10 protein-coding genes and 1 riboswitch are annotated in these 13382 nt (G+C 64.1%); of the genes, 3 read left to right on the forward strand and 7 right to left on the reverse strand.

What is annotated here, in order from left to right; all coding sequences use genetic code 11:
• Positions 1 to 721, reverse strand: a 721-nt coding sequence (locus tag QZ329_RS12585) for an acetate/propionate family kinase (protein WP_295753131.1), incomplete at its 3' end; no start/stop codon positions are given.
• 179 nt (positions 722 to 900) lie between these two features.
• Here QZ329_RS12585 and QZ329_RS12590 point away from each other — a divergent pair.
• Positions 901 to 2115, forward strand: a complete 1215-nt coding sequence (locus QZ329_RS12590) for a nucleotidyltransferase family protein (protein WP_295753134.1) — start codon at positions 901 to 903, stop codon at positions 2113 to 2115.
• A gap of 12 nt (positions 2116 to 2127) precedes the next feature.
• Positions 2128 to 2994 (forward strand): DUF3298 and DUF4163 domain-containing protein, encoded by an 867-nt coding sequence (locus tag QZ329_RS12595; protein WP_295753136.1) that lies wholly within the window; start codon positions 2128 to 2130, stop codon positions 2992 to 2994.
• 50 nt (positions 2995 to 3044) lie between these two features.
• On the opposite strand, the gene QZ329_RS12600 is transcribed toward QZ329_RS12595, so the two are convergent.
• The 6 genes from QZ329_RS12600 to QZ329_RS12625 form a co-directional block, all read right to left on the reverse strand.
• Positions 3045 to 6197, reverse strand: coding sequence for an efflux RND transporter permease subunit (locus QZ329_RS12600; protein ID WP_295753138.1), 3153 nt, complete (start codon positions 6195 to 6197; stop codon positions 3045 to 3047).
• Positions 6198 to 6203: 6 nt separating this feature from the next.
• Complete coding sequence (locus QZ329_RS12605; protein WP_295753140.1) at positions 6204 to 7451, reverse strand: efflux RND transporter periplasmic adaptor subunit; 1248 nt, start codon at positions 7449 to 7451, stop codon at positions 6204 to 6206.
• Positions 7452 to 7480: 29 nt separating this feature from the next.
• Positions 7481 to 8860, reverse strand: coding sequence for a TolC family protein (locus QZ329_RS12610; RefSeq protein WP_295753142.1), 1380 nt, complete (start codon positions 8858 to 8860; stop codon positions 7481 to 7483).
• A 118-nt stretch (positions 8861 to 8978) separates the two neighbouring features.
• Entirely contained in the window at positions 8979 to 9590 is a 612-nt protein-coding gene (locus QZ329_RS12615; RefSeq protein WP_295753144.1) for a TetR/AcrR family transcriptional regulator, read from the reverse strand.
• Between the two features lie 155 nt (positions 9591 to 9745).
• Entirely contained in the window at positions 9746 to 10030 is a 285-nt protein-coding gene (locus QZ329_RS12620; RefSeq protein WP_295753148.1) for a Dabb family protein, read from the reverse strand.
• A 15-nt stretch (positions 10031 to 10045) separates the two neighbouring features.
• Positions 10046 to 11248 (reverse strand): pyridoxal phosphate-dependent aminotransferase, encoded by a 1203-nt coding sequence (locus QZ329_RS12625; RefSeq protein WP_295753151.1) that lies wholly within the window; start codon positions 11246 to 11248, stop codon positions 10046 to 10048.
• Positions 11249 to 11545: 297 nt separating this feature from the next.
• A riboswitch (Lysine riboswitch) is annotated at positions 11546 to 11722 on the forward strand.
• Between the two features lie 74 nt (positions 11723 to 11796).
• Between QZ329_RS12625 and QZ329_RS12630 the strand changes: the two genes are divergently transcribed.
• The coding region (locus QZ329_RS12630; RefSeq protein ID WP_295753154.1) for a Na+/H+ antiporter NhaC family protein at positions 11797 to 13382 on the forward strand (1586 nt) is incomplete at its 3' end.

The following is a 13382-nucleotide window of genomic DNA, read 5'->3' on the forward strand; positions in this document are numbered from 1 at the left end:
GGGTGCCCATGGGCACGCCCGCCAGGGGGGTGAAGCCCATGGAGGTGTCCACGCTTTTGCCGCCGTCCACGGCGGTGATGGAGGAGCCGTTGCCCAGGTGGCAGGAGATGAGCTTGAGCTCCTCGGGCTTTCTGCCCAGCATCGCGGCGGCCCGGCCGGCCACGTACTTGTGGCTGGTGCCGTGGAAGCCGTAGCGCCGGACCTTGTCCTCTTCATACCAGGCGTAGGGCAGGGCGTACATATAGGCCTGGGGGGGCATGGTCTGGTGGAAGGCGGTGTCAAACACAGCCACCATGGGCACGCCGGGCATCACCTTCTGGCAGGCCCGGATGCCCGTCAGGTTGGCGGGGTTGTGGAGGGGGGCCAGGGGGATGCAGTCCTCAATGGCCTTGAGTACCGCGCTGTCAATAAGCACGGACTTATTGAAGGCCTCGCCGCCGTGGACCACCCGGTGCCCCACCGCGCCGATCTCGCTCATGGAGGCGATGACGCCGTTGTCCTTGTCGGCTACCGCGTCCAGCACGGCCTGGATGGCCTCGGAGTGGGTGGGCATGGGGATATCAATGGCGTCCAGGGTCTTCTTCCCCTCAGCCTTGTAGGTGAACTTGCCGTCGATGCCGATGCGCTCGCACAGGCCCTTGGCCAGCAGAACGCCGCTCTCCGGGTCCAGAAGCTGATACTTCAGGGAGGAACTCCCCGCGTTGATGACTAGAATGTTCATGTTTACCGTCTCCTCTTTTTGGGAAGGGCTTGCGCCTTTCCAGAATTTCATATAAGATAATACGCGAAAAGGCAGCCCTTCTCCCGTTGTCCAAGTCCATTATACCAGACTTTCTGGGAGTTACAACCGCCTTTTTACCGAAATGTCACTTTTTTGTCACCACTTCAGGGGGGAATTTTATGCCCGTCGCTGGTATGATAACAGAATACAATCCCCTTCATTATGGCCATGTGTATCTGATGGAGGAGACCCGCCGCCTGTTGGGCCGGGATACCGCCATTGTCTGCGTCATGAGCGGGAGCTTTGTCCAGCGGGGGGACTTTGCCGTTGCGGGCAAGTTTGCCCGGGCCGCCGCCGCCGTGCGAAGCGGGGCGGATCTGGTGCTGGAGCTGCCGCTGCCGTGGGCGCTTTCCTCGGCGGAGGGCTTCGCCGCCGGGGCCGTGGAGATTCTGAGGTCCGCGGGGGCGGTTACCCATTTGGTTTTTGGAAGCGAGAGCGGGGACGCCGGGGCCCTGGTCCGCGTGGCGGAGGCCCTTTGCTCCGAGGCGTTTCCCCCCAAGCTCCGGGAGGAGCTGAAAAAGGGGGACAGCTTCCCTGCCGCCCGCCAGCGGGCCGTGGAGGCCCTGCTCTCCGGGGAGGACGCCGGAGCGCTGGCCCGGCCCAACGACACCTTGGGCGTGGAGTACTGCAAGGCCCTTCGGGGCAGCGGCATCCGGCCTGTGGCCGTGCCCCGCCGGGGAGCGGGACACGACAGCGCCGAGGCGGAGGGCGGTTTTGCCTCCGCCTCCGCCATCCGGGCGCTGCTTGCCCGGGGGGAGGAGGAAACGGCCCTTTCCCTCATGGCCCCCGCCATGGCGGAGGCGTACCGCGCGGAGCGGGCCGCAGGCCGCGCCCCGGCGGCGCTGGCGAACTGCGAACGGGCGGTTTTGGCCCGGATGCGCTTTTTGGAGGAGGCGGACTGGGCCGCGCTGGACCAGGGGAACGAGGGCCTGTGCCGCCGCTTCGCCCGCTATGCCCCCTCCGCCCCGTCGGTGGAGGAGCTGCTGACAAACGTGAAAACGAAACGCTATCCCCTGGCCCGGCTCCGCCGGACGGTGTTCCGGGCCTATTTGGGACTGCCCCCCGCGCCGCCGGAGCGGCCCGCTTATCTGCGGGTCCTGGCGGCCAGCGAGGGGGGAACGGCCCTGCTGGCCGGGATGCGGAACGCCGCCCTGCCGGTGCTGACCAAGCCCGCCGCCGTCCGCCGCCTGCCGGAAGAGGCCCGGCGCCTCTTCGGCCTGGAGGTCCGGGCCGGCCGGCTCTGGGCCCTGGCCTGTCCCGACCCCGCCGCCGTCCCGGACGAGTGGCGGACGGGTCCGGTGATCTGCCGGGGAGACGGGGGGACGGCGAGGTAAGGAGGAACACGGATGAGTACCATGATCGCTCTGTTTCTGGTACTAAGCGCCTTAGCCGGCTGCGCCGGGGAGACGTTGACCAATGTGAAAAACGCCCTGCCGGCCCCGCCGGCCGCCGCCGCCGTCTTTTCGGTGGAGATGGAGGAGTACGAGAAGACCATCCGGGACGGGAACGGCACGGTGCTGGCGGAGTGCGCCTATGAGCTGCCGGTGCTGAGGGCGCTGACGGAGGACGGGAACGCGCTGGAGGCGGCCTCCTCCGGAGAAGGGGAGGAGGCCCTGGCGGCGGTGGAGACCTTCAACGCCCATTTTGGCCAATGGAAATCCAATCCTCAGACCCTGGCGGAGAGCGCCAAGGCGGACTGGGCCTTTCGAAACGAGACCGGCCTGACTCCTGTGGCTTACACGGACGACCTCCGCTGTACGGTGTACCAGACGGAGAAGCTGATCAGCGTCTCCGGCGTCTACAGCACCTACACAGGCGGGGCCCATCCCAACAGCATCCTGATGAGCTGGAATTTCGATCTGGAGACCGGGGAGTTTTTCGAGGCGGAGATTCTGGACAAGGGCGGGGACCTTCGGGAGTACGTCCACCAGGCTTTGGTGAACAGGGCCCAGGAGGCGGCGGCGGAGATGGGGACAGCCGCCTCCGACTACTACTGGGAGGATTACGCCGACATTCTGGCGGACTGGCCCAGCTACGCCGTCAGTTTTGACCAGGAGGGCATGACCGTGGCCTTCTCCCCCTACGAGCTGGCGTGCTACGCCGCCGGGCCCCAGGTGTTTCAGCTGTCCTACGGCGAATTGCTGCCCCACCTGGACCAGCACGGCAGGGCGCTGCTGGGCCTGGAGGAGGAGCCCGCCGGGGAAACCAGGTAAAGAGAAAACACAGCGGGCCGCCTTAATATAGGCGGCCCGCTTTTGTATGGTCAGGTGGTTTCCGCGGGGACGCGCTCAGGGGTCTGCGGAGCCTCGGGAGGGGGGAGCTCCCCGCCCCTGCGCCGGAAGAGGGTCCGCTTTTTCGGGGGCTTTTCCCCCTTATCCTTCCGGCGGAAGATGTGGCTCAGGTTATCAATGACGGAGTAGTACACCGGCGTGAACACCAGGGTGACGACGGTGGAGATCACCATGCCCGCGATCATGGTGATGCCCATGTCGCTCATCATCTCGTTGGTTTCCCCGATCCCCAAGGCCATGGGCACCATGGCGAGGATGGTGGTCAGCGTGGTCATGAGGATGGGCCGCACCCGCAGGGGGCAGGCGTGGAGGATGGCGGTCTCCCGGTCCTCGCCCCGGGCCCTTCGAATCTTGATGTACTCCACCAGGATGATGGAGGAGTTGACCACCGTGCCCGCCAGCATGATGATGGAGACCAGGGACAGCATGGAGAGGTCCCGCCCCGCGACCGGGAGGCCGAACAGCGACCCGGTGAAGGCCACGGGGAGAATCAGCATGACCATGACGGGCATCAGAAAGCTCTCGAACTGCACCGCCAGCACGAAGTACACCAGAAGCAGCGCCGCCGCCAGGGCAAGCAGCAGGTCGCCGAAGCTCTCCATCATGGTCTCATAGGAGCCGTCGGTCTCCACGGCGTAGCCCTGGGGGAAGGTGTAGTTGTCCAGAATCTCCCAGATGGCGGCGGTCATGGCGGCGGTGTCGCCGCTGACGGAGTCGCCGGAGATCGTCACCTGCCGGGTCTGGTTGGACCGGACGATGGTCTGGGGGGCCTGTTCAATGAGCACCTCGGCCACGGAGGAGAGGGGCACCGTTCCGCCGAAGGCGGAGGGCACGCCCATGGAGCGCAGAGCGTCCAGACTTCGGGAGGCCGCGCCGCCTCCCCGGATTACCACGTCCAGCTCCCGGCCGTTGACGGTGACCCGGGTGGCGGTGGAGCCGGTGAGCTCGGACCGGACCGCGCCGCCGATGGAGGCGGCGGTGAGACCGTACTGAGCGGCGGCCTCCCGGTTTACCCGGACCTTTACCTGGGGCACCTCGTCGGAGAGGGAGCTCTTCACGTTTACCGCGCCGGGCAGGGCCTCGATCTGGGTGATGAGATCGTTTGCCAGGAACTCCAGGGTGTCGTAATCGTCGCCCTCGATGTTCACGGCGATATCCCCGCCGCCGCCCATCATGGCGCTGGAGTCCGAGGCGGAGACGGTGATCTCACAGCCCGCGATGTCCCGGAGCGCGCCCCGGAGCGCTGCGGCGATCTCGTTGCTGCTCCGCTGGCGCTGGGACTTGGAGCCGATGTCCAGCATCATGGTGACGGACTCGTTGGAGGCGATGTAGAACATCTCCTCGATCTCCGGGACCTCCGCCTCCGTGATGGCGGTGACCCGGTCGGCGATGACGGAGGTCTCGTTCAGCTGAGAGCCGATGGGCATGCGGATGCTGAGGTTGATTGTGCCCTGGTCCATGTCGGGGATCAGCACCATCTTGGTGTTCAACAGGGTGACGCCGAAGAGGACCACCAGGGCGAAGGAGGCGGCCATGCCCAGGAAGAGGTGGTGAACGAAGAAGCCCAGGGTTTTCAGATAGAAGGCGCGAATCTTCTCCGTCAGCTTGTTCAGGGGACCGGGCCGCTTGGCGGCCTTCTTCTCCACCCGGCGGCGGACCTTCTCCTCGTCCAGGGTGAAGTAGCACAAGAGGGGGACCAGCGTCAGCGAGATCACCAGGGAGGCGAAGATCAGCGAGGCGATGGTGAGGCAGAAGTCCTTGAACATCATCCCCGCCATGCCCCCGGTGAGGGCCAGGGGGACGAAAACGGCCTCCGTGGTGAGGGTGGAGGCCAGAACGGAGCTGGTGACCTCCTTTGTGCCCTCGATACAGGCGTCCGCCCGGCTGCGGCCCTCGGCGGAGAAGCGGTAGATGTTCTCCAGCACGACGATGGAGTTGTCCACGATCATGCCCACGCCCATGGCGATGCCGCCCAGGGACATCATGTTCAGCGTCAGGTGGAAGGCGTTCATCAGCAGGAACACCGTCAGAATGCAGATGGGCATGGAGACGGCGATGGTCAGCGTGGCCCCGCCCCGGCGGAGGAACAGCAGGACGACAAGGGCCGCCAGCAGCACGCCCTGGAGGATGTTCTGATAGGCGGCGTCCACCGTCTGGTTGATGTAGTCGCTGGCGAGGTAGGGGGTGGAGTAGCGCAGGGAGGGATGGTCTTCCCTCAGGCTCTCCAGCCGCTTCACCACCTGCTCGGAGACGTAAACCTCATTGGCGGCGGACTGCTTGGAGACCTGGAGCACCACGCAGGCGGACTCGCCGGATTTTGCCATGGCGTCCATGTCCTTGTCCTCCAGGCGGACATTGGCCACCTCGGAGAGGCGCACCGCCCCGCCGGTGGGGAGGGAGAGAATCATATTCCGCACGTCGTCCACCGTCTGGAACTTGGCGTCGGTGGAGACGGTGAGCTTCTTGGAGCCGTTTTCAAGGCTCCCGCCGGGGTAGATGAGGTTCTGGCCCGCCAGGAATTGCGAGACGTAGGAGGCGGAGAGCCCGTAGCCCGCCGCCCGGGTGGGGTCCAGCTCCACGGCGATCTGCTGCTCCACGCCGCCGTTCACCGTCACCTGGGCCACGCCGTTGATGCGCTCCAAAGCGGGGACCACCAGGTCCTCCGCCATGCTTTGGAGCTGGCTGAGGTCGTCGCCCACCAGGGCGATCATGGCTGTGGGCATCAGGGCGCTGAGGTTCATGTTGATGATGACCGGGTCCATGGCGTCCTCCGGGAGGCTTACCTGATCGAACTGTTCCCGGAGCTTTGTGGCGGCGATGTCCAGGTCCGTGCCGTCCACATAGGTAATCTGAATCTGGCTGGCGCCGTCGGAGGAGGTGGAGGAAATCTCATCCACGCCGGGCACGGACATGATAGCCCCCTCCAGGGGCCGGGTGACCAGCTCCTCGATGTCGCTGGGGCTGGCGCCCACGTAGTAGCAGGCCACCACCGCCATGGGCATCTCCATCTCCGGCATCAGGGCCATCTGAAGCTGGGTGGCGAACATCAATCCGAAGACGCAGATCAGGATGCTGGCCAGGATGGTGGCCACCTTGTGCTGGATGCTTGCTTTGGCGATACTCATCTTCTTTTATTCCCCCTGGTCCTCTCCGCTCCCGGAGGCGGCGTTCCCGGCGGAGTCCGCGTCCCCGGTCTCCGCCGGAGCGGGGGCCCCGGAGACAATGCGCACCGGGTCGCCGTCGCTGAGGTAGGCCTGCCCCACCGTGACCAGCCGCTGCCCGGCGGAAAGACCGGAGAGAACCTCCGTCACGCCGTTGCCGGTGAGGCCGGTGGTGACCTCCACATACTTGGCGGTGTCGTGTTCCACCACGAAGACATACTGGGTCTCGCCCCGGGTCAGCACCGCCTCGGTGGGCACCACGATGGTGTTCTCCGACACGTCGGTGTGGAAGGTGACGTCGGCGAACATGCCCGCCAGCAGTCCGCTGGTCTCGGAGGGCAGGGCGAGGGTGACGGTGTAGAGCCGGGTCTGCATGTTGGCCGCCCGCTCCACGGAGCGGATGGTGGCCTCGAAGGTCTGCTCCGCGGCGCTGACGCTGACGTCCGCCGTGTCCCCGGCGGAGAGCTTGGGCACCAGCGCCTCGGAGACCTGCACCACGGCCTTCATCTGCTCCGCCCCGTCGATAACGGCCAGGGGCATGGTGTTGGAGATGAAGCTGCCCTCCGTGGCGTTCATGGTGACCAGGGTGCCGCTGCTGGGGGCGACGACGTTGCCCCGGGCGTCCACGTTTTCCAGGACGGTGTCCAGCTGCTCCACATTGGAAAGGGCGCTCTGCATGCCGGCCTCCAGCTGGGAGAGGGTGGAGTTCCGCTGGGCCACGGCGGTTTGCAGCTGCAGCTCCGCCTGGTCGATCTCCATCTGCGAGGCCGCGCCGATCTCAAAAAGCTCCTTGAGGTCGCGGACGCTCTTCTCCAGCAGGGCGATCTGCTTTTCAAAAACGGCGGCCTGATCGTTGTACCCCTGCACGGCGGAGCGGTAGCTGATGCCGGCGGCATTGTAGCTGGAGAGGGTGCTGCCCAGGTCCAGGGTACACAGCAGGTCCCCAGCCTTCACCTCGTCTCCCGCCTCGGCGTAGACGGCGGTGCACTTGGCGTTGACGGCCACCATGATGGTGGACTGGTCCTCCGCCGCCAGCTGGCCGGAGACGGTGTTTTCCGCATAAATGGTGTCCGGGGAGATTTCCTCCACCTGGACGGCGATGCCGGCGGCGGAGGGTTCCTCCTCCGGCGTATCGTCCGTAGCGCCGCCGCCGCAGGCGGCCAGAGACAGCGCCAGCACGGCGGCAAGCAGCGCCGCCAGGATATTCTTCTTTGTCATGTGCGTCCTCCCATACGATTTGGCCGTTGTCATTGGCCGGTCTGTCCGTTGTTCATCACGCCGTAGTTGACGGCCCAGGAATAGGTGCGGTAGGCGGTGAAGAGATTCCGCTGGGCGGTGGCCACGGCGTCCTTGGCCTCGGTAAGGCTGTCCTCCGCGTCCAGCAGGGCGTTGCGGGAGATGGCGCCCTGCCGGTACTTCAGCTCCATGGCGGCGTAGCTGCTCTCCTGGAAGGTCAGAGAGGTCTGAGCGGAGTTCAGAACCTGCTGATAGTCCTTTACGGAGTCAAAGGCGCTGCGAAAGTTCATCTCAAAGCTCTGCACCGCCATTTTGTACTCATACAGCGCCGCTTCGTAGGTGTGGCGGGCGGTGCGGAGGTTGTATGTATTCTTTGCGTAGCTGGCCTGGGCGTCGTCATAGGTGTCGCTGGCCTCGTCCAGCTTCTTCTTGGCGGCGAAGAGGTCATAGCTGCGCTCCTTGGCCTCCTCCAGGTCCGGCTTGTGGTCCATGCTGGCGATGAGGCCCGGACTGAGCTCCGGCAGGGGGCCCAGCACCAGGGACCCGGTGAGGCTGGCGCCGGTCATGGCCTGCATTTGGAGCTTGCAGCGCCGGAGGTTCATCTCCAGGGTGCTGAGGCTGCTTTGCAGCGCGGCCCGGCCGTTTTTCACCTGTTCCAGGGTCAGGGCGGAAATCTGCCCCAGCTGATAGCGCAGTCCCATCTCCTCCAGCTGGCGGTCCAGGGCGGTGAGGTTCCGCTGGAGCGTGCCCTTGGTCTGCTCCAGCTCCAAAATGGCGAAGTACAGGGATTCCGCCCCCACCACGATCAGGTCCTGGGCGTTTTTCAGCTGGCGCTTGGCGGCGGCGTAGTCCTTCTGGAGCTTGCCGGTGGCCAAGTCCGTCACCGTGCTGCTCAGCGTGCCGTAGGAGCTGGCCAGATTGGAGATGACGTAGCCCTGCATGGCCCCCTCCATGGGCGTGGCCACGGGAATCTGGGCGTACATGTCCTGGGCCCGCTCCAGACTGTTGAGCTGGCTGACCAGGTCGGCGTACATCTGGGTGAAGTCCATGGCGTCAATGGAGGCGATGGATTCCTCCAGCATCCGGGCGGAGAGGTTTCCCTCCAGCACACGCTCCTTCAGGTCCGCGAAGGCCAGATAGCGGAAGTCGCTCTCTCCGGTAAAGACCAGCTCGTCGTCCATGGTGCTGTCCTTGGCGGAGCTGGGCTCCGCTTCGCTGGGAACGATCACCAGGGGGGGCTGTTCCTCCTCTTGGGCGTCCTCCCCCGGGGGGGCGGCCTCTTCGGTCTCCTCCTCCGGGGCGGGCGGGTCCGTCTCCGCCAGGGCGGGAATGACGCACAGCGGCAGCGCCAGCGTCAACGCCAGCAGCAGCGCGGTCCATTTCTTCTTCATGTGGTCCTCCTTCGCTTTTTCCAGTGTCCCAGACCGCCGGAGGCGGGCCGGAGGTTCTGCCGTTCCATTGGGTTATACACCTTCCACCAAGGGGAAGGTCAAGGAAAATTTCCGGAAATCAGGTCTTTCGCAGGCTGCCGTATCGGATGATCTCCAGCTTGGCCTCCAGCTCCTTCCGGTGGAGCGCCTGCTCCTCGGGGCAGAGTATGGCGTCCATGCAGGCGCTGCCCAGGGCGGCCATCAGCAAACAGAAGACAATCCGGCCATATTCCGGACTGGGGTTCCGCAGCGCGGAGAGATCCGTCAGGTCCCAAAGCCCGTCCAGCAGCCGCTGGCCCGGCCGGGTGGGGAGGAACTTCTGAATATCCAGCCCCTGGTTTTTCTGAAGGAAGTCCATGCACCGCTTCATCATCGGGTCCAGGGCGGTCTCCCGGGAGGTCATGCGGTCAAAGCAGTTCAGCTGGGCCTGAAAGATGTCCCCGCCGTTGTCCCGCAGGACTTTGCGGTACTCCTCCTTGACGTGGTTCCGGACCTCCTCCAGCAGGTAGGCGAAGAGGTCGTCCTTGTCGGTAAAATACTGGTAAAAACTCCCCCTGGGAATACCCGCCCGGCGGACGATCTGGTTGATGGACACGTCCGTGAAGCGGGCGGCGGTGAATTCCGCCCAAGCGGCGTCGAGAAAGCGGCGCCGCTTCTCCTCCGGCAGCCGGAGGAAGGTCTCTGTACACATATGTATCCCTCACAGAAAAAATGACACCCTGTCATTTTGTGACAGGCTGTCACTTATTATAGTCAGGACTAACACCGCTGTCAACACTTTTGTCCTATCCGCGCGTTAAGTTTTTGTGAATAAAAAGGCCGCCCCCACAGGGCGGCCTTTCGGCTCTAGTTCATCTCATAGTCCACCGCGACCCGGTCCTCCCGGATGGACTTGCACAGGGCGGACACCGCCTTGTGCCGGGGGTCGTTTTTGTAGGCATCCAGATCCTCCAGACTTTGGAACTCGCTGACAAGGACGGCGTCGTAATTCCCCGCCCCCACGTTTACGGCGACCTCGCTGGAGAGCATCTGGGGCACCACGCCCTGAAGGGCCCGGAGGCCGTTCAGAAATTTCTCCTGCTCCGCCTCGGTGCCGGGGCGGAATTTCCACATGACAATATGGCGTATCATATCGGTCCCTCCTGCTTATCCGCCGTTTTTCCGGTTGTAGGCCTGGATGCCCAGGCCCAGAAGCTCGATGGCCCGGGTCAGCTCCTGGGGATTGGTGACGTAGGCGATGCGGATTTCGTTCCGGCCCTTGCCGGGGGTGCCGTAAAAGCCCTCGCCGGGGGCGTACATGACGGTTTCGCCCCGGTCTTCGAACTCCTGGAGCAGGAAGTACTGGAGCTTCTCCGCGTCGTCCACAGGCAGCGTGGCCATGACGTAGAACGCGCCCTCCGGAGAGCTGTGGGTGACGCCGGGGAGCTTGGAGAGGGCGGATACCAGCGCGTCCTTTCTCCGTCCGTACTCGTCCCGGACGGAGGCCAGGTATTCCGGCGTCATGCAGCGGTACAGGGCGGCGGCGCCAAGCTGGTCCAGAGTGGCGGCGCAGAGGCGGCCCTGGCAGATCTTCATGGCCAGCTCCATAAAGTGCCGGTTCCGGGATATCAGCGCGCCCACCCGGGCGCCGCAGGAGGAAAAGCGCTTGGAGATGGAGTCGGTGACGATGATGTGGTCCGCGGCGTCCGCAAACTCCAGGAAGGAGCTGAGCTTTTTCCCGGAGTAGATAATCTCCCGGTAGACCTCGTCGCTGATGAGGAAGAGGCCGCGCTCCTTGCAGATGTCCACCAGGAGGCGCTGCTCCTCATGGGTGAGGACCGCGCCGGTGGGGTTGCCGGGGTTGGTGACGACGATGGCCTTGGTGCGCTCGTTGATGAGGGGTTCGATCTTGTCCCGGCGGACGAAGCGGTATCCCTCCTGGGAAGTTGTGGGAATGGGGCGGATTTTGCCGCCGGTGACGCCAATGAAGGTGTCGTAATTGGGATAGAAGGGCTCGGGGATCAGAACCTCGTCCCCCTCGTCCAGAATGCAGGCCATGGCCAGCTGAAGGGCCTCGCTGCCGCCGTAAGTCGCCAGAATATCCCCCGGCGCCAGGGAGACGCCGAAGCTAAGATAATAGTCCCGCACCGCTTCCAGATAGGCGTCCAAACCGGCGGCGGGGGCGTAAGCCAGGACGGAGCGGTCAAAGCCCCGCACGGCGTCAAAGAATGCCTGGGGGGTTTCCACGTCGGGCTGGCCGATGTTCAGGTGGAGGACCCGCCGGCCCGCTGCCTCCGCCGCCACCACATAGGGGTGGAATTTCCGAATGGGGGAGAGGCTGCACGCCTCGCACTTGCTGGAAAACTTCATCCTGTTCGCCTCCTTGGGGCTTTGCGTATTTCGGGTCGCGAAGACCGCATATTATCCTATTGTAGCATCTCTGCGGCCCGTGTCAAACCGTTTTCCAAAAATCGGCGTTTTGCCGGACGAAGCTCCAAAGAGACTGCCGGAGGCTGGGCAAACTGCGCAAAAAGGAGCGGACCTGCCGGGGAGAGAGGGCGGCTTTCTTTTCGGAAACTTCCGTGTTTCGAGGCTTCCCGGCAGAAAAACCAGGAGAAATTCCAAAAAGACGGTTGACATTTCAAAAAAGATTTATATAATAAGTGCCAGCATGATAGAGGCGCGGATGTCAAGAGTACGCCTTCCCAAGGTTCAGGAACCGGGGAGGGGGAAAGGGGCTTCCGCCGAGGCTTCGTCCTCCCGCCTGAGGGAGCCGGGGCCGGGCCGCGGGGAGAATATCCCCCGGACTGTCACCTCCTTTGGAGGTGGAGCGCTGTCGTGGATTCATACACGTGTGTTTCAAGTATGAAGTCATGACGACCTGTCATGACTTCATTTTTTATTTAGGAGAGAGAGCTATGAGAACCTTCCAAAGACGGTTCCTGCCCCTGCTGGCCGTCGTGCTGCTGCTGTGCGCGGCCATGACCGTCCCCGCCCTGGCTGTGGGGGAGGACCTCACTGAGGTTGCCGGAACCAAGTATGTGGAGTGCCCCGACTGCGGCACGGCAGGCATTGTGCTGTCCGAGGACCTGGAGGCCGTCACCTGCGAGACCTGCGAGGGCGTGGGGTATGTGGAGTCTCCCAGCGGCTTTTACAACACCTTCTGGTCCCTGCTGCCCCCCATCATCGCCATCGCCCTGGCCCTGATTACCAAGGAGGTTTATTCTTCCCTGTTCCTGGGCATCCTGGTGGGCGGACTGCTGTACTCCAACTTCGCCTTTGAGGCCACCATTCTCCATGTGTTCAACGACGGCATCGTCGCCTCCGTCACAGACAGCTACAACATGGGCATCCTGATCTTCCTGATCATCCTGGGCTCCATGGTGTGCCTGATGAACAAGGCGGGCGGCTCCGCCGCCTTCGGCCGCTGGGCCAAGGACCACATCAAGTCCCGGGTGGGGGCGCAGCTGGCCTCCGTCCTTTTGGGCGTGCTGATTTTCATTGACGACTACTTCAACTGCCTCACCGTGGGCAGCGTCATGCGGCCCATTACGGACAAGCACAACATCTCCCGGGCCAAGCTGGCTTACATCATCGACGCCACCGCCGCCCCGGTGTGCATCATTGCCCCCATCAGCTCCTGGGCCGCCGCCGTGGCGGGCTTCGCCGAGGACGGCCAGGGTTTTAACCTCTTCCTCCGGGCCATTCCCTATAACTACTATGCCCTGCTGACCATCGTCATGATGGTGGGCATGATCGTCATGAAGATTGAGTTTGGCGCCATGACCAAGTTTGAGAAGAACGCCATGGAGAAGGGCGACCTCTTCTCCGGCGCCAACCCCTACGCGGGGGCGGCGGACGACGCTCCCGAGGGCAAGGGCACCGTTTTGGACCTGGTGCTGCCCGTGGTGGTGCTCATCATCTGCTGCGTCATCGGCATGATCTACTCCGGCGGCTTCTTCGAGGGCGAGGGCTTTATCACCGCCTTCTCCAACTCCGACGCCTCCGTGGGATTGATGCTGGGCAGCGCCTTCGCCCTGGTCTTCACCCTGGTCTATTACCTCATCCGCCGGTCCATGAGCTTCCGGGACATGATGGGCTGCATCCCCGAAGGCTTCAAGGCCATGGTTCCCGCCATCATGATTCTGACCTTTGCCTGGAGCCTGAAGAACATGACGGATTCCCTGGGCGCGAAGTTCTTCGTCCGGGATTTCGTCCGGTCCTCCGCCTCCGGCCTCCAGATGATTCTGCCCTTGATCGTGTTCGCCATCGGCTGCCTGCTGGCCTTCGCCACCGGCACCTCCTGGGGCACCTTCGGCATCCTGATTCCCATTGTGCAGAACGTCTTCTCCATGGACAACCCCATGGCCATTGTCTGCATTTCCGCCTGCATGGCCGGCGCGGTCTGCGGCGACCACTGCTCCCCCATCTCCGACACCACCATTATGGCCTCCGCCGGCGCCCAGTGCGACCACGTGAACCACGTGTCCACCCAGCTGCCCTA

This window comes from uncultured Oscillibacter sp. (assembly GCF_910579365.1).
In the GTDB taxonomy this organism is placed as follows: Bacteria; Bacillota; Clostridia; order Oscillospirales; family Oscillospiraceae; genus Oscillibacter.

Bases quoted from the DNA above. Each gene is read 5' to 3' on its own strand.
- QZ329_RS12590 (WP_295753134.1), top strand. From the start codon at position 901: ATGCCCGTCGCTGGTATGATAACAGAATACAATCCCCTTCATTATGGC.
- QZ329_RS12595 (WP_295753136.1), top strand. From the start codon at position 2,128: ATGAGTACCATGATCGCTCTGTTTCTGGTACTAAGCGCCTTAGCCGGC.
- QZ329_RS12600 (WP_295753138.1), bottom strand. From the start codon at position 6,197: ATGAGTATCGCCAAAGCAAGCATCCAGCACAAGGTGGCCACCATCCTG.
- QZ329_RS12605 (WP_295753140.1), bottom strand. From the start codon at position 7,451: ATGACAAAGAAGAATATCCTGGCGGCGCTGCTTGCCGCCGTGCTGGCG.
- QZ329_RS12610 (WP_295753142.1), bottom strand. From the start codon at position 8,860: ATGAAGAAGAAATGGACCGCGCTGCTGCTGGCGTTGACGCTGGCGCTG.
- QZ329_RS12615 (WP_295753144.1), bottom strand. From the start codon at position 9,590: ATGTGTACAGAGACCTTCCTCCGGCTGCCGGAGGAGAAGCGGCGCCGC.
- QZ329_RS12620 (WP_295753148.1), bottom strand. From the start codon at position 10,030: ATGATACGCCATATTGTCATGTGGAAATTCCGCCCCGGCACCGAGGCG.
- QZ329_RS12625 (WP_295753151.1), bottom strand. From the start codon at position 11,248: ATGAAGTTTTCCAGCAAGTGCGAGGCGTGCAGCCTCTCCCCCATTCGG.